At 35.4% G+C, this 22,711-nt stretch carries 16 protein-coding genes and 1 tRNA gene; 5 read left to right on the top strand and 12 right to left on the bottom strand.

Going from position 1 to position 22,711, the window contains the following annotated elements:
• Positions 1-345: 345 nt before the first annotated feature.
• Both QL232_RS25900 and ald read left to right on the top strand, forming a co-directional pair.
• Positions 346-1,326 carry a M23 family metallopeptidase gene (locus tag QL232_RS25900; RefSeq protein ID WP_168885550.1) on the top strand — a complete coding sequence of 327 codons (981 nt, stop codon included), beginning with the start codon at positions 346-348 and terminating at the stop codon, positions 1,324-1,326.
• 243 nt (positions 1,327-1,569) lie between these two features.
• Entirely contained in the window at positions 1,570-2,694 is a 1,125-nt protein-coding gene (gene ald, locus QL232_RS25895) for an alanine dehydrogenase (protein ID WP_168885549.1), read from the top strand.
• Positions 2,695-2,766: 72 nt separating this feature from the next.
• On the opposite strand, the gene QL232_RS25890 is transcribed toward ald, so the two are convergent.
• From QL232_RS25890 to QL232_RS25870, 5 genes are all read right to left on the bottom strand, one after another.
• The gene (locus QL232_RS25890) at positions 2,767-3,900 is read right to left on the bottom strand and encodes a hypothetical protein (protein WP_281616330.1); all 1,134 of its coding nucleotides are present in this window, start codon (positions 3,898-3,900) and stop codon (positions 2,767-2,769) included.
• A 145-nt stretch (positions 3,901-4,045) separates the two neighbouring features.
• The gene (dnaK, locus tag QL232_RS25885) at positions 4,046-5,962 is read right to left on the bottom strand and encodes a molecular chaperone DnaK (RefSeq protein WP_281616329.1); all 1,917 of its coding nucleotides are present in this window, start codon (positions 5,960-5,962) and stop codon (positions 4,046-4,048) included.
• Between the two features lie 377 nt (positions 5,963-6,339).
• Positions 6,340-6,849, bottom strand: coding sequence for a 5-(carboxyamino)imidazole ribonucleotide mutase (gene purE, locus QL232_RS25880; protein ID WP_281616331.1), 510 nt, complete (start codon positions 6,847-6,849; stop codon positions 6,340-6,342).
• Between the two features lie 95 nt (positions 6,850-6,944).
• Complete coding sequence (locus QL232_RS25875; RefSeq protein WP_281616328.1) at positions 6,945-9,212, bottom strand: tetratricopeptide repeat protein; 2,268 nt, start codon at positions 9,210-9,212, stop codon at positions 6,945-6,947.
• Between the two features lie 47 nt (positions 9,213-9,259).
• Positions 9,260-9,643 carry a hypothetical protein gene (locus tag QL232_RS25870; protein WP_168885544.1) on the bottom strand — a complete coding sequence of 128 codons (384 nt, stop codon included), beginning with the start codon at positions 9,641-9,643 and terminating at the stop codon, positions 9,260-9,262.
• Positions 9,644-9,733: 90 nt separating this feature from the next.
• Here QL232_RS25870 and QL232_RS25865 point away from each other — a divergent pair.
• Positions 9,734-9,809: transfer RNA gene (locus QL232_RS25865), tRNA-Met, on the top strand.
• Positions 9,810-9,925: 116 nt separating this feature from the next.
• Here the strand turns inward: QL232_RS25865 and QL232_RS25860 are convergent.
• From QL232_RS25860 to QL232_RS25835, 6 genes are all read right to left on the bottom strand, one after another.
• Positions 9,926-11,983, bottom strand: a complete 2,058-nt coding sequence (locus tag QL232_RS25860) for a transketolase (RefSeq protein WP_281616327.1) — start codon at positions 11,981-11,983, stop codon at positions 9,926-9,928.
• Positions 11,984-12,105: 122 nt separating this feature from the next.
• Entirely contained in the window at positions 12,106-12,780 is a 675-nt protein-coding gene (fsa, locus tag QL232_RS25855) for a fructose-6-phosphate aldolase (RefSeq protein WP_168885543.1), read from the bottom strand.
• A 33-nt stretch (positions 12,781-12,813) separates the two neighbouring features.
• Positions 12,814-14,313 carry an FGGY family carbohydrate kinase gene (locus tag QL232_RS25850; protein ID WP_281616326.1) on the bottom strand — a complete coding sequence of 500 codons (1,500 nt, stop codon included), beginning with the start codon at positions 14,311-14,313 and terminating at the stop codon, positions 12,814-12,816.
• 63 nt (positions 14,314-14,376) lie between these two features.
• Positions 14,377-15,777 (bottom strand): sugar porter family MFS transporter, encoded by a 1,401-nt coding sequence (locus QL232_RS25845; protein ID WP_168885541.1) that lies wholly within the window; start codon positions 15,775-15,777, stop codon positions 14,377-14,379.
• 135 nt (positions 15,778-15,912) lie between these two features.
• Entirely contained in the window at positions 15,913-17,262 is a 1,350-nt protein-coding gene (xylA, locus tag QL232_RS25840) for a xylose isomerase (protein WP_168885540.1), read from the bottom strand.
• Between the two features lie 447 nt (positions 17,263-17,709).
• Complete coding sequence (locus tag QL232_RS25835; protein ID WP_281616325.1) at positions 17,710-18,864, bottom strand: glycosyl hydrolase; 1,155 nt, start codon at positions 18,862-18,864, stop codon at positions 17,710-17,712.
• Positions 18,865-19,198: 334 nt separating this feature from the next.
• Between QL232_RS25835 and QL232_RS25830 the strand changes: the two genes are divergently transcribed.
• Positions 19,199-19,903, top strand: a complete 705-nt coding sequence (locus QL232_RS25830) for a phytanoyl-CoA dioxygenase family protein (RefSeq protein WP_168885538.1) — start codon at positions 19,199-19,201, stop codon at positions 19,901-19,903.
• A 106-nt stretch (positions 19,904-20,009) separates the two neighbouring features.
• Complete coding sequence (locus QL232_RS25825; RefSeq protein ID WP_281616324.1) at positions 20,010-21,308, top strand: hypothetical protein; 1,299 nt, start codon at positions 20,010-20,012, stop codon at positions 21,306-21,308.
• An 81-nt stretch (positions 21,309-21,389) separates the two neighbouring features.
• On the opposite strand, the gene QL232_RS25820 is transcribed toward QL232_RS25825, so the two are convergent.
• A complete protein-coding gene (locus QL232_RS25820) occupies positions 21,390-22,694 on the bottom strand; it encodes a glycosyl hydrolase (RefSeq protein ID WP_281616323.1) in 1,305 nt (434 codons plus the stop codon).
• Positions 22,695-22,711: the final 17 nt, after the last annotated feature.

Raw genomic sequence — 22,711 nt, 5'->3', positions numbered from 1 at the left:
GCAATGCTTATTTGATTTCATTTGAAATTTTAATTTACATCGCTGTCTTCTTTGCAAAATGTTGAAATGAATAGTACTCACAAGAAGTATTTTTCATATCGCCTTCCGTTTGAAGGGAGTGCAAAAGTATAATATCTTTTTTTAAAGTCAAATAGTATTTTAGATCATTAAGAATCCACTAAAACACACTTATAAGTACTATATACTAATATATCCCTAATTATTAATCCCTTAGTAATCATAATACACATGTAAGGAGCTATAGATTTCACACTTGAAAAAGTGGGTATTTTTTATTTATTTGCAGGTTGAACTATTATAGAATCTTTTTGATTCTAATATTATATGGCAAAAATTAAATACTATTACGATACAGAAACGTGTAGGTATGAGAGAGTTAAGACCTCTCCACTAGATATGTTTGTTAATATAACAGGCTTATTATTTGCATGTTCACTGTTCGGATTCTTCTTTTCCGCTATCTACATTAAGTATTTTCCTTCTGCTGAAGAAGCTAGATTAAAGAAAGAAAATACTGATTTACTATATTCTCATGAATTACTTCAAAAAGAGGTCAATGAGGTAAAAGACGTTTTAGTGTCTTTACAAGACCGCGATGATAAAATCTATAGAGTAATTTTTGAAGCAGAACCTATTCCGCAAGAAATTAGACAAGCTGGTGCTGGTGGATCTCAAAAGTATCAAGATCTATTAGATAAAAAACTAGCTCGTGAAGATATGATCCTTACTACGTTGTCTAAGATTGACAATCTTAAGAGACAAATGTACGTTCAAACTAAATCTTACGATGAGATTGTAGACTTAGCACTTAATAAATCTAAGATGCTTGCAGCGATCCCAGCTATCCAACCTGTAGACAACAAAGACTTAAAACGTTTTGCTTCAGGTTTTGGTCTACGAATCCACCCTATTCTAAAAGTAAAGAAGATGCATACAGGTGTAGACTTCTCTGCTCCAAAAGGATCTTCTATTTATGCCACTGGTGATGGTAAAGTTATTAAAGCTAGAAAATCAAATAGAGGTTATGGATGGGAAATCGAGGTAGATCATGGTTTTGGCTATGTAACAAAGTATGCACACATGTCTAAATTCTATGTAAAGAGAGGACAACATGTAACTCGTGGTCAAAAAATTGGTGAAGTAGGTAGTACAGGATCTAGTACAGCTCCTCACCTTCATTATGAAGTAATTCATAAAAAGAAGAAAGTTAATCCAATCCGTTACTTCTCGAAAGATGTTACTGCGGACCAATATGCTAAGTTATTAGAGAAAGCTTCTGTTGAAAACCAGTCACTTGGTTACTAAATAGATCAAAAATATACACACATCTACAAATCGCCTCATATACTTTTTATTCTGTATATGAGGCTTTTTTATACCCAAATCAGAATAAAACCTATTAAAACTGACATCAAACAAAAAAATATTTTTAAAAACGTTATGTAAATAATTCAATATTATTACATTTGCGATAACTTCAATCTCCCAGACCAAGGGAGTATTACATCGAAATTTTTTACTATACACATATATAAATAACATACAACCATGATTATTGGCGTTCCTAAGGAAATTAAAAACAACGAAAACCGTGTTGCACTAACTCCTGGTGGTGCGAAAGAACTCATTAAAAGAGGACACGAAGTTTACATTCAGGCTACTGCAGGTAATGGTAGCGGTTTCTCTGACGAGGAATACATTGCTGCTGGTGCTAAAGTTCTTCCTACTATTGAGGATACTTATGCAATTGCAGAGATGATCATGAAGGTAAAAGAACCGATTGAGGCTGAATACCCTCTAATCAAAGAAAATCAACTTCTGTTTACGTACTTCCACTTTGCTTCGTATGAACCATTAACGAAAGCAATGATCGAACAAAAATCTGTTTGTTTGGCATATGAAACAGTTGAAAGAGCTGATAGAAGTCTACCTCTATTAATTCCTATGTCTGAAGTTGCCGGTAGAATGGCATCTCAAGAAGGAGCTAAATACCTTGAGAAGCCAGTTGGTGGTCGTGGTATTTTATTAGGAGGTGTTCCTGGTGTGAAACCTGCTAAAGTAATTGTAATTGGTGGTGGTATCGTAGGTACTCAAGCTACAAAAATTGCTGCTGGTATGGGTGCTGATGTAACTATTATGGATATTGATCTATACCGTTTACGTCAGTTAGATGATATTATGCCTGCAAATGTTAAGACAATGGTTTCATCTGAGCACAATATCAGAGAAGAAATCAAAGATGCTGATTTAGTAATTGGTGCAGTACTTATCCCTGGCGCGAAAGCTCCACACCTAATCACTAGAGATATGCTTCCTACAATGAAGCCTGGTGCTGTATTAGTAGACGTAGCTGTAGATCAAGGTGGATGTTTTGAAACTACAAAACCTACTACTCATGCTGAACCAGTATTTGAAGTAGATGGTGTAATGCACTACTGTGTAGCAAACATGCCTGGTGCAGTTCCTTATACTTCAACATTAGCTCTTACAAATGCTACTCTTCCATATGCTATTCAATTAGCAGATAAAGGATGGGAAAAAGCTTGTCTAGAAAACGAAGAATTAAAGAAAGGTCTAAATATTATCAATGGCGATGTTGTATACAAAGCTGTTGCTGATGCATTTGGATTAGAATATACAAAACTTGAAGATGCTTTAATGGCAAAAGCATAAGTCTTTGTAATGAATAAAAAAGGCCCAAGAAAGTTTTATACTTACTTGGGCCTTTTCTCTTTTACTCCTTATTTATGATTGTTGTTTCTTCCATTTCTCCCAATAACTAGAAGAATAAAATAATGGATAACTTTCTTTAGGGAGAATTTCCTCAGGTGTTACCCCTACCATATCTGAAACCTTTAATAGTTCAGTAAGTAAGGATTTGTAATTTTTTTCGATATAGTATGTATCCATTAATAGAAGCCTAGCATCCGTCTCAAAACTTTCTGACTTCAATAATTTCTTTAATACCTTCTTAGCTTTTGATGTTTTTTCCCAAGAAAGATAGATTTCTGCTTCTCGTAACATTAAGTATTCATCACCTCCTATCAATTCTGAGAGTTTATTATTCATCGCATATGCCATTTCAAAGTTATCTAAGCTCCCATATACTTCCATTAAAAGAAGTCTAATACTTTTATCGTAAGGAAAATCGTCTAGATAAAGGGCTTTTTGTTCTTCAAACTCTGTAATACCACCTTGTCCAGCATATGCCTGAATTAATGCTAAACGGGCTGTTTTTTCTTTTTTAAAGTAATTTGATAACGAGTCGTATTGCTCAATGGTATTCCCAAACATTCCTTCTTGGTTATATCCATACAAATCACGGACTTTTAAAAGAGATTTTCTAAAAGATTTATTAGGGATAAGATCTGGGTTTTCTAAAGCGATAAGTGTTCCTATAATATCAGAAAAATAGACTCCCCCCAGATAAAAATAAACATCGACAACATTCCATTGACCTAAGTGATTTTTGGCAATCAACATCTCATTATAATCGAGCATACCATCACCTTCAATCATACGGTATAGTAGATTTTTATTTCCATTTTCGTCCTCTATAACTTTTACAAAACTATACTCTCCTTCTCTGCCGATTTGTTCAATTAACAAATCTCCAAGTCTTAGTTGTTGTCTAAATACTTCTGCATACTCCTTCCAATCAAAAGAAGACTGATGTAATCCTTTGAAAACTCTTTGAGTGAAAACGTCATAATCGATATGCTGATCTACAGTATTTCCATCACCATGGTAGATAGCACTATCTATTGTAATGGCTAATTGGATGTCTGTATCTTCGATTGATGTTTGTGCCTTTAGCTGTGTTATTATCAAAAAGACAAGTAAAAATGTCGTGGTATGTAAGCCTTTATTAAAAATCATTCAATGTGTTAGCAGTATTTACCTTTTTGTAAAGGTAAAAAGTAGAGCGTATAAATTACTACAATCGGTAAAAAAAAGAGGTTTTGTTCAAAAATTATGAACAAAACCTCTAATAAACTCTATTATTTAAATATCGCTATCTAAATTATTTTACTTCTTCGAAGTCAACGTCAGTAACGTCATCTGCGTCGTTACCACCTTGTTGTTGATCAGCACCTGGAGCACCTTCAGCGCCAGCAGCACCTGCTGCGTCACCACCTGTAGCTTGGTACATCTCTTGAGAAGCCGCTTGCCATGCTGCATTTAATGCATCTAAAGCAGGCTGAATTTTATCTACATCTTGAGCTGCGTGAGCTTCTTTCAGGTCTTTCAATGCAGCTTCGATTGCTGTTTTGTTACCTTCAGAAAGTTTATCACCATACTCTTTCAATTGCTTCTCAGATTGGAATACCATTGAGTCTGCTTCGTTTAATTTCTCAGCACGCTCTTTAGTAGCCTTATCAGCGTCAGCGTTAGCTGCAGCCTCATCTTTCATTCTTTGGATTTCTTCCTCAGTTAAACCTGATGAAGCTTCGATTTTGATTGATTGCTCTTTGTTTGTAGCCTTATCTTTAGCAGATACATTTACAATACCGTTCGCATCGATATCAAAAGTTACTTCAATTTGAGGTACACCTCTTGGCGCTGGAGGAATATCCGTTAAGCTGAAACGACCTAAAGTTTTGTTACCTGAAGCAACAGGGCGCTCACCTTGTAATACGTGGATCTCTACAGCTGGTTGGTTATCAGCAGCAGTTGAGAATACTTGTGATTTCTTAGTTGGGATCGTAGTGTTAGCTTCGATCAACTTCGTCATCACACCACCCATAGTTTCGATACCTAAAGAAAGTGGAGTTACATCTAATAAAAGAACGTCTTTTACTTCACCTGTTAATACACCACCTTGGATAGCAGCACCAATAGCTACAACCTCATCTGGGTTAACACCTTTAGAAGGTTTTTTACCGAAGAATTTCTCAACTTCTTCTTGTACTTTAGGAATACGAGTAGAACCACCTACTAAGATTACTTCGTCGATATCTGAAGTAGATAAGTCAGCATCTTGTAATGCTTTACGACAAGGCTCTAATGACCTTTGTACTAAAGAATCAGCTAAACGTTCGAAATCAGAACGAGATAATTCTTTCATTAAGTGTTGAGGTACACCATCTACTGGAGTGATGTATGGCAAGTTGATGTCTGTTTTAGCACCTGCAGAAAGCTCGATTTTAGCTTTTTCAGCAGCTTCTTTCAAACGTTGTAATGCCATTGGGTCTTTACGAAGATCGATTGTAGGGTGATCTTTCATAAATTCTTCAGCTAACCAGTCGATGATTACTTTATCGAAGTCATCACCACCTAAGTGTGTATCACCGTTAGTTGATAATACTTCGAATACACCATCACCTAATTCTAAGATAGAGATATCGAAAGTACCACCACCAAGGTCAAATACTGCGATTTTCTTATCTTGATTTGCTTTATCTAAACCGTAAGCTAATGCTGCAGCAGTTGGCTCGTTTACAATACGAGAAACTTTTAAACCTGCAATTTCACCTGCTTCTTTAGTTGCTTGACGCTCTGCGTCGTTGAAGTATGCTGGTACTGTAATTACAGCTTCAGAAACTTCAGAACCTAAGTAATCCTCAGCAGTTTTCTTCATTTTTTGAAGTGTAATTGCTGAAATTTCTTGAGGAGTATATAATTTGTCACCAATTTTTACTCTTGGTGTATTGTTAGGACCTTCAACAACGTCATACGCCATTTGAGAGATCTCGTTACCTGCATCAGAATATTGTTTACCCATAAAACGCTTAACAGATGCTATAGTGTTTTTTGGGTTTGTAATAGCTTGACGTTTAGCAGGGTCACCTACTTTACGCTCGCCATCTTGTAAAAATGCTACGATAGAAGGAGTTGTTCTTTTACCTTCTGCGTTTTCAATAACAACTGGCTCGTTACCTTCCATTACGGATACACATGAGTTCGTTGTTCCTAAATCAATACCAATGATTTTTCCCATAACTTGTTTTAATTTATTTCTTTAATTTTTTAAATCTTTTTCAGTTGTCTAACCATTATTTTAATCGAAAGACAACATCTATTAGACAAGGGGTGTGCCAATTGATTTTTTAGGACATTTTGACATGAATCGTCAAAAATTACTGACAAAACTTAGTTTGGCCTTTCCGTTATTCAATTAAAAACTGACATATTTTACCTTGACGAAGAAGTAGTTAGTTAAGTTGACTTTATGCCAAAGATTAAGTAGAATAAATATTAAGACTCTATAAAGTGCTTATTTAGTATAAAAAGGCTACTAAAAATTCGTCATGAAAAAAGGTATAGCCATGTTACAACATCACTATACCTTTCCATATATATACTATTTAGTATTTACTAGATCTTTGATTTCCAGCCTTCTTTTTCAACGATTTCTGCAGAATCCAATACTTTATCTTTCATATCCTGCATAAACTTATCGATATTTTTTGAAACAGTATCGTTAGTAGCACCAACAATTTTTGCCGCTAGAATACCTGCATTTTTAGCTCCATCTAAAGCTACTGTTGCCACAGGAACTCCTGAAGGCATTTGTAAAATAGATAAAATTGAGTCCCAACCATCAATTGAGTTTCTTGACTTTACAGGTACACCGATTACAGGTAATGATGTCATAGAAGCTACCATTCCTGGTAAGTGTGCCGCTCCACCTGCTCCTGCTACGATGGCTGCCAACCCTCTTTCTTTAGCAGTAGTAGCATATTCGAACATTCTTTCTGGTGTTCTATGAGCCGATACGATTGTTAATTCGTAGTCAACACCTAAATCTTCTAGAACTTGAGCTGCCTCTGACATTACTTTTAAATCAGATTGGCTACCCATGATAATACCTACTTTCATGGTTATGGAAATTTGAATTATGATTTATTTGTTTGAGCCACAAAAGTAAGGGCTTTATAGTAGTACTACAAAGCCCTTTAATAATTTATATCACTTTTTGATTATCTAAATCTAGGATCGTTAGGATATCTAGAACGTAACCATTGCCAATACAACTGAGCTTTTTGTTTTTGTCCTGTTTGCTCATACAACGCTGCTAAGGCATATCTTAATGATGGATCTTCTTTCGTGTATTTAAGACCAAGCATATATGTTTTCTCAGCCTCCATCAATTTATTTTGTTTTTGGAGCACTAATCCAAGGTTGTAGAATGCTCTAGAATTAAAGTGATCTAATTCTGTTGCTTTCTTTAATGCTTGTGCTGATTTATCCCATTCTTGAGTTTCAGCATATAATAAACCTTTAGAGTAATACACATCTGCCGCATTTGGATCGACCAATATTGCATTATCTAATTGCTTTTCTGCAGCAGCAGTATTTCCTTGAATAGAATATACTCTTGCTAAACTTAACCTTGCTTCATTCATCAAAGTATCAAATTTCAATGACTGAGAATAACAGTCAATGGCTTTAGCATACTCTTTTCTTCTTTCATAATACTGCCCTTCGCCAAATGGCCCTTCTCTAAAATCTTTGGCCTGACGGAAATAATGCATCATTTCTTTAGTTGCATCTTCATGGGCTTGTTTCCACTTCCCTTTTAATCGTCCTTCTGGTACATCGCCTAAGGCTATTGCGGCAGCAATACGTACTCCTCGTACAGGATCGTTTAAATAAGGACTGATGTAAGAGATTCTTTCATCAAGAGACAATTGTGATAAGTTCTGAATTGAAGTAGTCCTTACCAAAGGTTCTTTATCTTTTAGACCATTAGCTACTGCTTCAATCGAAGATGGATCACCTGTTCTAGCTAAATAATATACTGCAGTTGCTCTTGCTATAAATGGTACCTTTTGTTCAACAACCATTTTTCTTAGATCATCGATATATTCTGGATCATAACTTCTACCCAATGCTAATGTATCTCTCCAATCGTGCTTATACTCTCCATACATTTTTTTGTAGTTTGTATCTGCCCATTTCACAGATTTCTTAGTATGGCACTGATTACATGCATTAGGAGTTCCTTCATATTTTAAACTTAAATCAGGTCGAGGAGTTCTGAAACTATGATCTCTACGGTAATCGTTACCCATATAAACTTCTCCTACCATATGGCAATCAACACACCTCACATTATCTGATAAGCTGTGTTTCGAGTGTGCTTTAACATCATAAGTCTTTGGTTCGTGGCATGAAGCACATACTTTGTTTAAGTCTTTAAACTTTAATTCAGCTTTATGAGGATCATGACAGTCAGTACATTTTACACCTTCATGGTACATTTTAGATTGAATAAATGAACCGTAAACATATACCTCATTTAAAATCTGCCCATCATGATAGTACATATTTTCTCTCAAGATCTCTGGTGCATACTGATCATAGAAATTTTGAGCAAACTTTGCATTCTGAACTAATTGAGATCTTCTTGAGTGACAAGGCGCACAAGATTCTACCAATGTTCTTTGGTCTTCGTCTTTTTTGAATTGTTCAATATATAGGCCTTCTACAAAGTCTTTTTTCTCTTCAAAATCTTTTGAATTTGCAAAGTCAACATGTGCTTTACCTGGTCCATGACAAGCTTCACAACTTACATTGATAATGGCCCATTTTGTATCAAAAGAATCATTTTCAAAATCATAGTTTTTACGAACATTCGTAGAGTGGCAGTCTGCACACATGGTGTTCCAGTTACCACCTCCATTCGCCCAGTGTAACCATTCATAATGCTGAATATCATCCATGTCATCATGTTGGTTAAACCATTTATTCTTTTCACTATCCCATGTTTCTCTGATCACTTGGATCTTCCCTTTTTCCATTTCAACCATATAGTTTTGTAAAGGGCGGATACCAAATGTATACAATACCTCGTAATCATGGTTTTTACCATCAGGTCCTTGAGTATTGACAAAATATTTGTCTCCTTTCATGAAAAATCTACTCTTCACATTATTGTCAGAGAAGCGAGCATTATTGAAGTTACCCAAAACGGTTTCCTTCGTTGCCTTTTTCATTGACATATCATGATCAGATCCTTTCCATTGGTGATACTCTTCCTCATGACAAGATCTACAAGTTTGTGTCCCCACAAAGATTGAATCTGGATAAGGTAGATCAACAGAAGTATGATAGTCTTCTGCAACAGCTAAAACATCTTCTGTCTGCTGCTGTTCTTTGTCTTCTGTATTTTTACAACTTTGATAAATCGCTGTCGAAAAAAATAATAAAGAAGCAAGAACTAATAATTTGTTTTTAAGCTTCATTAAACCGTGTACTGATAATAATTCCTTTGATTTCTAATTAAACGTAATCACTCACCTGTTTGTTTGAGTTCCAACTTATCATTTGTTAATAATTGAACGTAGTATTGAGTAGATTCATCATTTACTACAAATGTCAACATTTGTTCTTTAGAATTAAATGACCAAACCCCACTTTCTTGGATAGGTTTATCATTACTTCCTAGAGTTGTACGATTTAATTTTCCTTTTTTAAGTATTTCATAAATATTTCTACCCCCTCTTTTGGCTGGTAAATCTTCACCATGATTAATTAATGTCACCTGTTTGTCTTGTATTTCACTGACCGTCCAAGTTGCTATTAGTTCTTTAGGGTATGAAGTCTTATTCACATTCTGACAAGAAAGAAATAATAATAGTGCTACTGTGATAAAGGCTAATTTTGATCTAATCATCGTATTTAATTTTGTTTGTAATAAAGTTGCAGAATAATTTTTTTTATAAAAAATAATCCTCTAATTTTGCCAAGCATTTAAGAAAAATAGTGCGGGGTGGAGCAGTTGGTAGCTCGTCGGGCTCATAACCCGAAGGTCATCAGTTCGAGTCTGGTCCCCGCTACCAAGTAAAGGTTATCCTAGAAATAGGATAACCTTTTTTTATTTCTCTCTTCTTAAAATACAAAAAGTCGTTTACACCTAAGCATAAACGACTTTAATTTATTAGATAACTATCAGATCTTACTTCGATAGATCCATTTCTACTATCCCTTCATTTTGTAATTGAGGTAATAACCATTCTACCACTCTATCTGGTGTATAACCAAATTCATGATCCAAAGTAGCTGCAGGAGCAGAATATCCAAAGTGAGTTAAACCGTGGATGTTATTAATATCAACCAATCCTGCTAGTGTAACCGGTAACCCTGCCGTTAAACCAAAAGTCGGAATATTTTTGTCCAATACCTCTTCTTGATATTCTTTGTCTTGATCTCTAAATAAACCTTCTGATGGTACAGAAATCACTTTAATTCCTAAACCATAGTTTTTATTTAGAAGTACAGCTACAGATGATAAAGTAGAGACCTCAGAACCATTAGCAACTAATTGTACATCAGTGCTTCCTCCTAATTCTAATACGGAATAACCTCCTTTATTTAAGAATTCAGCATCTTTCAGACGTTGTTCCTCTGAAGCTATTGCAGGAATATTCTGACGAGAGAAGATTAAACCAACAGGTCTATCTGCACTTTCTACGGCTAACTTCCATGCATTTGTTGTTTCATATGCATCCGCAGGGCGTAATGCTAAGAAGCTTCGTTGACCGTGATGATTTTTTAATTGCTCTAATAACCTTAGTTGTGCTTCTTGCTCAATAGGCTGATGAGTTGGTCCATCTTCACCTACTCTAAATGAATCATGTGTCCACATGAAAATCACAGGAGTTTGCATTAATGAAGCAATTCTAATTACTGGTTTCATGTAATCTGAGAATACAAAGAATGTTGCACAGACAGGAATAACACCTCCATGTAACCCCATTCCAACTGCTATTGCAGCCATTGTTAACTCAGACACCCCTGCTTGTAAGAATGCTCCTTTAAAATCATTCTTTTTAAAGGCAGTTGTTTTCTTTAAAAATGCTTCTGTTTTATCTGAATCTGCTAAATCCGCAGAAGCAACAATCATATTTTCAACTCTAGTCGCTAAGTGAGCAAGTACTTTACCAGATGCTGCTCTAGTAGCAACACCTTCAGTTTGAGTGATATTTGACCAATCTACAACCGTATTTTTTCGATCATAGAATGAAACTAATTTGTTTGCTAATTCAGGGTACATTTTACTCCACCCTTCTTCTTGAGCTTTTCTCTCATCAGCAGCAGTTTGTTTCTTCTTAATTACTTCCGCATAATGAGCCTTTACCTCATCAAAAATTTGGAATGGATCTTCAGGGTTACCTCCTAATTTCTTTATTGTTTCTGAGAAACTTGCTCCTGAATTTGATAAAGGCTGACCATGAGTTGAACATTTTCCTTCAAAACTTTGTCCTTCTTGATCAATCGCTCCTTTACCCATTACTGTTTTACCAATAATTAGTGTCGGTCTTTCTTTTTCAGAATTTGCTGCTTTTAATGCTGAACGTATTGCCTCGGGGTCATTGCCATCAATTGTGATTACATTCCAGTGCCATGCTTCGTATTTTTTAGCTGTATCCTCAGTTGTTACTTCTTCTACAGTTGTTGATAATTGAATATCATTCGCATCATAGAACATAATTAGGTTACTTAAACCTAAATGACCTGCGATTCTACCTGCTCCTTGTGATATCTCCTCTTGAATACCGCCATCTGATATATATGCATAAGTTTTATGCTCTACAGTTTTACCAAAACGACTTTGTAAAAAACGTTCTGAAATAGCAGAACCTACCGCAAAAACGTGTCCCTGCCCAAGAGGACCTGAAGTGTTTTCTATCATTCTGTGCACATCAACTTCTGGATGACCTGAAGTTGGGCTCCCCCACTGTCTGAATTGTTGTAACTCTTCCATTGAGAAACAGTTCAATAAAGACAATTGTCCATAAAGCATAGCCGACATATGACCAGGATCTAAAAAGAAACGATCTCTTGCATGCCATGAAGGGTCTTTAGGATCAAAATTTAAAAATTCACTATATAAAATTTCAATAAAATCTGCTCCGCCCATCGCACCTCCTGGGTGGCCAGATTTTGCTTTTTCTACCATCGCTGCTGCTAATATTCTAATATTATCAGCTGCCTGTGTATTAATATTTTTCATCTTATTTCGGTATATAATTAGTTGAAATGATCGGATAATGATCTTATTTGCTGGGTTTCATTGATATAAAAAAAGAGAAAAAAGGCCATCAAAGAAGACCTCCTTTCCCATGGAATTAAAGTTTATACTAAAGCCGATTCCTCTTGCATCGTTTTCGCCGCTTCTATAAACTGAGCTAACCCTTTGTCTGTTAGAGGGTGGTTTAATAGTGCTTCAAAAACTGATAGAGGACATGTTGCTACATCTGCTCCTACTTTTGCACATTTCAATAGGTGCATTGTATGACGTACAGATGCTGCAAGAATTTCTGTGTTCAACTCAGGATATTGAGAGAAAATTTCTTTGATTTCTTCAATTAGTAACATACCATCTTGTGATACATCATCTAATCTACCGATAAAAGGAGATACATAAGTTGCTCCTGCTTTTGCCGCTAGAAGCGCTTGACCTGCAGAAAAAATTAATGTACAGTTTGTACGGATCCCTTTTTTCGAAAAATGTTTGATTGCTTTTAAACCATCTTTAATCATTGGTATTTTCACCACGATTTTTGGAGAAATAGCAGCAAGTTCTTCACCTTCTTTGATCATTCCTTCCAAATCAGTAGATAATACCTCAGCACTTACCTTATCTTCTACGATATCACAGATTTTAGCATAGTGTGCCTTGATATTAGCATTACCTACTATATTTTCTTTAGCCATTAAAGAAGGGTTAGTAGTTACACCGTCCAAGATACCCATGTCATATGCTTGTGCGATATCACCTAAGTTTGCTGTGTCAATAAAGAATTTCATAACTATCGATTTTATATTATTTGATGAACTAGATTAAACCATTTGAGGCTCTTTATCTAAAATATTTAAAAGCATTTTTTTCCAATTTTGATAGGCTAGTTTTGTTTCTTCTACCTCATCGATATTTGGATATATTGTTTCGATCACATTCAATGATTGGAATGCATCTTCTAATGATGAAAAGTGTTTAACACCTACTGCTCCACCTATCGCTGCACCTCTTGCTCCATCTGTATCTAATAGTTCAATTGGAGCACCTGTGATGTTTGCCAATGTTTGTCTGAACAATGGACTCATAAACATATTGGCATAACCTGCTCTAATTACAGCTGGTTTTAAGCCCATTTCTTGCATCACTTCTATACCATATTGGAATGAAAATACGATTCCTTCCTGCGTGGCTCTAATCAGTTCGTTTGTAGAATGTCTATTAAAGTCTAAGTTTAGATAGTGTGCTCCAACATTATTGTTTTCCAAAACTCTTTCGGCACCATTACCAAACGGTAGATACACTACCCCTTTGGCTCCAATAGGTGATTTTACTGCTGCAACATTCATTGCCTCATAATCCATATTACCTGCGATATTTTTTTGGAGCCAAGAATTTGCAATACCTGTACCATTGATACATAATAAAACACCTAATCGAAGAGTCTCTTCAGTATGATTTACATGAGCAAAAGGGTTTACTCTTGATTTTGGATCGTATTTTACTTCATCAGTTACCCCATAAACAACTCCAGAAGTTCCACCTGTAGCTGCAATTTCACCTGGATTAACGACATTTAGAGAAAAAGCATTATTGGGCTGATCTCCTGCTTTATACGTAACAGGGATTCCTTCTTTAATACCTAATTCTAAAGCAATTTGTGAAGAGACTTTACCATGTTCCGTAAACACCTCTTTATAATCAGCTACTAAATTGAATGGTATTCCATAATGCTCTAGGAGCTCAGTATTCAGTCTGTTGTGCTTGAAGTTCCATAAAATACCTTCAGATAAACCTGATATAGTTGTATTTATTTCACCTGTCAACTTCATGTTGATATAGTCTCCAGGTAACATAAATTTGTGTATTTTTTTGAAGTTCTCTGGTTCATTTTCCTTTACCCACTTCAATTTTGATGCAGTAAAGTTTCCAGGAGAATTCATAAACTGCTTTAAACAGTTTGCTTCTCCAATGGCCTCAAATGCTTCTTGACCGATTTCAACCGCTCTACTATCACACCAAATAATAGAAGGTCGGATCACTTCTTTCTTATTATCAACAATCACTAACCCATGCATTTGGTAAGTGATACCAATAGCACCAAGTTCATCTCCTTTGAATGCAGGATCTTTCTTTAGTTGTTCAATTGCTTTTTTGATAGCATCCCACCACATTTCAGGATCTTGCTCTGCAAAACCCGGCTGAGGAGCATCAATTTTCATTTCCTTTTCAGGATATTGAGCGGATACTATCACTTTTCCGATTTCATCAGTAACTGATACTTTTACTGATGAACTTCCGATATCTAAACCTAAAAACTGCATCGTATTAAATTATTTTTTTGATCGCTGTAATTATCTTACTCATTCAAATGAGGCAATGATCTATTACTTGAAAAGAGTTTCCATTTCCTCTAAAGACTTTCCTTTTGTTTCTGGTACATACTTCCAAACAAAAAGAATGGTCAACAAACACATAAAACCATATACCCAGAATGGAAATGCTCCATGATATGTATTGAAGAGATAGTCATTATCCATCATCATTGGGAAGGTCTGAGAAACGATAAAGTTAAAGATCCATTGAAATGCTACAGCAATGGATAACCCTACTCCCCTTACTGCGTTAGGCATAATCTCTGACAATAAGACCCAAACTACTGGACCTAATGACAATGCAAAACAAGCGATATAGCCTAAAACAAAAGCCAAAAGCCAAACGTCTGTATTGCCAAAGTATGCTGCTGTTCCAATTGCACTGATACAAATTCCCATTCCGAGTGATCCAATGAGCATGAGTGGTTTTCTTCCAAATTTATCTACAGAGAAAATTGCAATCACTGTAAATAATAGGTTTACACTACCCACAACTATGGTTTGTAATAAGGCTGTATCTGTATTTCCACCTCCTAGTTTTTTAAAAATCTCTGGAGCGTAATACAAGAACACATTAATTCCTGTTACTTGTTGGAAGATGGATAGCATCACACCAACAAAAACAATAAACATATATGGCTTCTGGAATACACTTACTTTTACTTCGTTTTTAGAAGCATGAAGTGATAGCTTTATATCATTTAATGATAAGGAAGCGTTTTCCGAAATCTGATCTAATATTTTCAATGCTTCATCATCTCTATTTTTCATTGCCAACCACCTTGGGCTTTCTGGAACAATAAATAGTAATCCTGTAAACGTTAATGCAGGAATACATTCTGAAGCAAACATCCATCTCCATCCTACTGTATCTATCCAACTGTTATCCCCTAGACCTGCGATATAGTAGTTCACAAAATAAACGACCAACATACCAAAAATAATGGCGAATTGATTGCATGAAACCAACCTACCTCTGTAAGCTGCCGGAGCTATCTCTGCGATATACATTGGAGATAACATAGACGCAATACCTACTCCTAACCCTCCGATGATTCGGAAGATGATGAACACTGTGAAGGATTCAGGTATTGCTGATCCAAAAGCAGATATAAAAAATAGTATACCTGCAATAATTAATGACTTTTTACGCCCTAGAATTGTAGCTAAGTTTCCTGCAGCTGCTGCTCCTATAATACATCCAACCAAAGCACTGGATGCTGCCCAACCTTTCTCTGCTGCTGATAGTTGAAAAAATGTTTCAAGAGATCCTATAGCCCCTGAAATAACTGCAGTATCATATCCGAAGAGTAATCCGCCTAATGCGGCCACAAGTGTTACCTTGATGACAAACCCAAAATTGACCTGCGATTTTTGTTCTATTTTATGTTCTAGTATAGTATTGTTGTCCATTTCATTCATTGCTTTAATTCCTTAGTTGAGTGAGAGTTCGTGAGTTGATAGTTGAAAAAGTATAGGTAACCAACACAAGAAGACTCTCCTTGTGTTAGTTATCCATTTACTATATATACTTATTCTCTGAAATGATTAGATATACATATTAATCAAGTTTTCAAGGTATTCTTGCTTACCTGAAGTTGGTACAGGCTCACCTGTTTTAATTGCGATGTTACGCAAGTCTTCTAGAGACAACTTACCGTCTTCAAATAATTTACCTTCACCATTATCAAAAGAAGCATAACGGTCTGTTCTGATTTTGTTGTACTCAGAATTCTCCAAGATATCGTTAGCGATCAGTAGAGCTCTAGCAAAAAGGTCCATACCACCAATATGTGCATAGAACATATCTGCTAAATCCGTTGAGTTTCTTCTTACCTTCGCATCGAAGTTTACTCCACCACCTTTAAAGCCGCCAGCAGGAAGAATAATCAACATTGCTTCAACGATTTCATAGATATTATTCGGGAATTGATCTGTATCCCATCCATTTTGGTAGTCACCTCTGTTGGCATCGATAGATCCTAATTTACCCGCATCAACTGCTACTTGTAATTCATGAGTGAAAGTATGGCTTGCTAATGTTGCGTGGTTTACTTCTAAGTTTAAGTAGAAGTCGTCTGCTAGATCATATTTCTCTAAGAACCCTAATACTGTAGCTGAATCAAAATCATACTGGTGCTTAGTAGGTTCTGCCGGTTTTGGTTCGATAAAGAAATTACCTTTAAATCCTTGTTTACGAGCATAATCTCTGGCCATCGTTAAGAATCTAGCCATATGTTCTTGCTCACGTTTCATATCAGTATTTAAAAGGCTCATATAACCTTCTCTACCACCCCAGAATACATAGTTTTCACCATCTAAAGCGATAGTTGCATCTAATGCATTTTTCACTTGAGTACCTGCATGAGCAACAACAGAAAAATCTGGATTTGTTGAAGCACCATTCATATAACGTGGGTTAGAGAATGCATTTGCTGTACCCCATAGTAACTTCATTCCTGAAGCTTCTTGCTTTTGCTTTGCATAATCTACGATTGCAGATAATCTTTTTTCAGATTCTAAAACTGTTGAACCTTCATCAACTAAATCGAAATCATGGAAGCAATAATAAGGAAGACCTAACTTTGTAAAGAATTCAAAAGCAAAATCCATTTTCATTTTTGCCTTTTCGACTGCATCGCCCACATTAGCATAAGGGAAATCACGAGTACCAGGACCAAATGGATCACTACCTTCTCCACACATGTTATGCCAGTAAGCTCCAGCAAACTTGAAATGCTCTTTCATTGTTTTTCCTGCTACTACTCTGTTCTCATCATAGTAACGGAAAGCTAAAGGGTTTCTAGATTCAGGTCCTTCGAATTGGATTTTACCAATTCCTTTAAAAAATTCTTTTTCTCCTAAAATTACTTTTGATTCTGCTGCTGTTTCTAACATGGCTGTAATGTTTAAGTATATGTCTTTAAAAAATTCGCTCTTACCTTCTCAATGAAAGTTTATTTATTGAAATGTCCTTGTAACACTTGCTAGTTAGAAACAATAGGGTTCTGATGTCAAATATCTGATAATGAAATTACAATGAAACCGTGTTCGCAACCGCTCCCGAAACAGTTCCCGATACAAAAAATGCACATTTTCAGTGTTTTTAATCAAATAAAAATCTATAGACAGGAAGGCTTTTTCACAATAATTTAGGTGTTCTTTTTCAATAGTTATCCTCATGATTCTATAGGCAATTCACCATCAGAAACTACAAGTTTATAATGATGAAAACGATGGTTTATAAAACGAGTAGACATAAAAAAAGTCACTCAAAATGAGTGACTCGTTTTTAATTAAGTTTGTTTGTCTAGAATGAATGATAGGTACTTATAGTCTCTATAATTATAAATCCGTGTATAGTGTTGGTGACGACATTAAATATTTATCTTTTTCCATTTCGTCTATCCATCTTTTTTTCAAACCTTCATTGATTTGTAATCTTGCATCTATTCCTTTAAATGTTGGGTTTTCAAACCACATTCTATGTTCTTTCCAGTTACAGTTGATATATGAAAAAGCTTTAATCACATCAGGGTTTTCATCAATGGTCTTGAAGAAAGGAATAAACCATTTATCCCAAGCTAATTCTACATCATGTTGATTATTAAAGTCCATTGGTAAAGTTTCATTATCAAACTTCATGTTCGGACCAGAAACCGTTGGTGATGCTTCTGCAATAAATACAGGCTTGCCTTTTTTCCTTGCAAATTCTACCATCTCCTGCTCTCTCCATCGAGAAAAGAATGAAAAAGCACACCAATCCACATATTCATCACCAGGATACCATTCTTCTAATTGGTCTGGTGTAGAGACAAAGCCTGTTGATTGCCATACATAAGCAACATTAGTTACACCCTGTCCATCTAGAGTATCCTTTATTCTACGATATGCCTTTAAATACTCTTTCTTGTTGTAATGATTCCAAGGATGACCATCAAACTCATAGCCTATTCTAAGAAAAACGGGTCTTGGAGCTAATGATTTCAAGTAATTCCCTAACTCTTTGACCATTTCATCATGCTCACCATTAGCAATCTTCTCTTCATGGTTAACCATTCCTAAACCAATTGCTAATGCCATATTGGCATAATCTGGGTCGCTTAATTGAAGACTCATATTATAATCATTGTCTCCCCAATCATCAGTGGTTTCAATACCGTCTAACCCTTTATGTACAAACCCAAATGTTGTATCTCCGGGTGTTAGGAAAGTGTATGAAGTAAACCCTGCCGGTCTTTTTTCAAAATGATCTAGATAACCATCATTATATTTTTCCAAACCTCCAATAGCTGTCAACTCCTGTCCAATGAAAACCAAAACTTTTCCATCTTCAGGCTCAAACTTAGCTAATGGTCTCTCTCCTTTTTTATTAATACTATTTGACAATAACGGTGGGGTTATTGATGCTTCTCTAATAGATGGATTTTCTTGCTGCTCGACACATCCAGTTAGTCCTATTAATAAAGAAACAGCCCCTATAAAAACTGTTCTCAACATTTTCTTACTATTTATTCCATGAGGGTGACCAACCCATAATACCTTTTCTAATTGTTGAAGAGATAAGTCAAATAACTTCTTTCATTTCGATACTTCAAAGTTCTTCATTTTTGTTTAGTGTATTGATACTGCAAGTTTTCTAGGTGCTACTTCATGGATACGTCAATTAAGCTCTACACATTCTAAACGGCTATTTCTTTCAAGTAATACTACTACTTTGTATTCAAAGTTTTTCATTTCGCTAACTATTCAATCAATCTATTCACCAACTAATGAAAGACAACTTTTGGTTGTGTCCTTAATAATTTCATTAGAAACTTAAACAATACTTATTATGGATGTAAAAAAATTAGCAGAGCAATTCTGGGCCAACGGATATGTAGTTATTGAGGAATACTTTGCCGCTGAACTAATGGACCAGTTAAATAACAAAATCATTACTCATTTTGGAATGGATCCCAACTTTGAACATAACGATGAGTTTTTAGATAAGTCTGCTACTGAGGTAGTTCCTTGGTTTCCTGAAAGAGAAGGAGAAATGGCATTTAGAGAAGTAAATGATGACCCTTTGATGGTTAACCTTACAAAAGAAATTCTTGGGGATGACTGGAATGAATTATACTGTATGATCATGTTCTCGAAAAAAGGAACCAAGGGCCAAGCATGGCATCAAGACTGTCCTCCAGAGAATAAAGCACAATACAATCTAAACCGTCTGGTTTATACTCATGATATCACTGATGAAATTGGAGGACAAACATTAGTTGTCCCTGGTACTCATAAATACGGAGAAATCTCTGCTGGCGTACCTGATGAAGTAATAGAAAACCAGATTGTTCTTAAACCAAAAAAAGGAACAGTAGTACTTCTTCATGGACATTGCTGGCACAGGGTTTTACCAATTACAGGTACTTATAGAGTATCTACAAATTTTAGAGCAATGCCAGAGGGGACACCTGAAGACATTACTGATATCGCTGTATATCGTAATATGCGTTATAAATTCTCTACATCTGAAGTAGTAGAAGAACGTATCTAATTATTTTCACTTTTTATCTCACACTGCTCACACATGTTCTACAAGTGTGAGCTTTTATTATTATCATTAATAATATTTCTGTGAGCACCGATATAAACTTTTTACAATGAAATTATTCAACTATTGTATTCTTTTGAGCTTTCTCTTTCAATCACAATTATTTGCTCAACAGGATAATCCACGATTAAAATTATTTTATGAAGATCAATTCTTTATAAAAGGTGCAGGTATTGACAATAATGGTCCTCAATATTTTCAGGCATTGAAAAATGCGAGTGGTAATGCATTTAGAACTTGGAGATCTACCACTGCCGATGCCGAATTCGATTCTGCTGATAAATACAACCTAAAAGTTGCTTTGGGTATCGAAGTCGGTCAGGAATTACATGGTTTCGACTATAATGATAGCGCTGCTATTGCACAACAGTTTAATGAAATAAAGGAGAAAGTATTAAAGTATAAAGATGAAAAACAGCTGCTGTGTTGGGTAGTTGGTAATGAATTGAACTTACTATTCAAAGAAGATGGAACTTTAGGTACTGTTAATCCTAAAGTCTATAATGCCTTAGAAAATATAGTTCAATACATTCACAGTGTGGATAGTATACATCCTGTCACTACTACTTTTGCGGGTATTATATCTGATCATGTTAAAGTTGGTTTAGAACGTACTCCTTCTTTGGATTTCATTTCTTTTCAAGTGTATGGTGACCTATCTAATTTACCTCTAGCCACTAAAAGACTGAATCTTTCTATTCCGTTCATTATTTCTGAATATGGGCCTTTAGGACATTGGGAAAGACCTACAACAAAATGGGGACGAGAAATTGAAGAAACATCTACTGAGAAAGCCAAAGGTCTCAGAAACAGGATTAAAACTGCTTATATCAACCAAAAGCCAGAGTTATTGTTAGGAAGCTTTGCCTTTTTATGGGGAAATAAACAAGAGCGTACTCCAACTTGGTATGGTATGTTTTTATCCAGCGGAGAATGTGATGCCAGAGTAGATGAGTTAACCTATTATTGGAGTGGAGAATACCCTGAAAACAGAGCTCCTGAGGTCAATAAGATGACAATCAATAATAATATTGCGACGGATAATATCACTGTATCACATCAGTTAAACACACTTCAAGTTGAAGTAGAAACTTACGACCACGAAGGTGATGAATTAGTATATAAATGGGAGTTATTAGGTGAAGTAAAAGTAAAAAGTCAGGGTGGAGCTTTTGAACAAAAACCTGAAGTATATCCAATTACGTTTATCGAAAATCAACAAAATAAAATCAGTATTCAACTTCCTAAAGAAGAAGGCGAATATCGATTGTTTGTCTATGTATTTGATCAGAAAGGTAAAGTTGGCACTGCCAATGTTCCCTTTTTAGTAACAGATGCGATGGAATAAACTAGAAATAAAAAAGTCATCCTGTAATTATTACGGGATGACTAACACTTATCAAAAACCAGATTATCAACTGTTGTTTTGTTAATTACACACTAAGACTTTAATTCTATTGATCTGTCCGTTAAAGTCTTCAACACTTAATATATACACTCCTTTAGATGCGATAATGTTCAATACATTTTGTTCGGGGTGAAATAATTCTTTCATTACTTTACCTGTTGTAGCATCTAATAAGTTTATTCTCTTTACTTTAGAAAAATCTTTAAGATTGACTTTTAAGTTATTCGGTTCATTATTACAAACATACCCCCATTGATAAGGAGTATCATCCGTAGCATTCACAATATCCTTTGGTGGAAAACAATCTGAAGAAATATCAGCGAAAGGGTAACCTATCGTCTCAAATAATTCTGAGTTTCCGTATACCCAGTTTTCTTTTTGCAATTCATTCTCCCAATGTTGTGTCAATGCCTCATTCACTTCGATTCTTGTATCTCCCCAACCTTCACCTTTCCACATCTGTTGGCTATCCCAATCTGTATTGATATAGGCTAGACCTTTAATAATTGGATTATCATCCATTAATTGAATAAGTGGTTGAAACCATGAATTCCATAATTGATCACCATTAACTGTTTTCAAGTCATATCCTCTTGGTGTAGCCTCAGCGATCATTACAGGCTTCTCATATGTTTTTGCTAGTCGTATTAAATCATTCCCTGCATTTTTCTGAAAATATGAGAAAGCAAACCAATCTACATATTCACTTCCAGGGTAATATCTTTGCATTGTCGAAGTAGAGTGAACTCCATCCGATTGCCATACAAAATCGCAGTTTGCTACTGACTCTTCATCAAATATATCTACGATTCTTCTCCACATATTTTTGAAGTATGTCACACTATAATGGTTATGTTCACCATCAAACTCATAACCTATTCTTAGAAATACTGGTCGATTGGTATTTTTAATCCAATTCGCCATTGTTCTAATTTTATCATCTAAATCTCCGTCAACGATACGCTTTTCTTGATCGACCAAGTAAAGACCTATTACTAATGCAGTACTATCAAAAGTAGCATCGTCTAAGTAAACTTCCCCTGAAACATCCCCTGCTCCATAATTCACTACACTATACAAACCACCCAATGAGGGTAATGAAGTATACGTTGTAATTCCTGCAGGCATCTGACTAAAATGATCAACATAACCATCAGTATATTGATCTAATCCTCCTACAGCTCCTAAATCTTGCCCCATAATAAGTAGACGTTTTCCGTCTACAGGTGCAAATTTAGCGAGACCAGAAAGACATGAATTTCTTGTTTGTCCTATAGTCCATTGTAAGGAGAAAAAACAAATCAAAAATAGGATTCCTTTTCTCATGATATCACCTTTTAAAA

Origin of the sequence: Flammeovirga sp. SubArs3 (genome assembly GCF_947387565.1) — a bacterium.
In the GTDB taxonomy this organism is placed as follows: Bacteria; Bacteroidota; Bacteroidia; order Cytophagales; family Flammeovirgaceae; genus Flammeovirga; species Flammeovirga agarivorans.
This window is presented reverse-complemented; position numbering and strand designations above follow the sequence as displayed.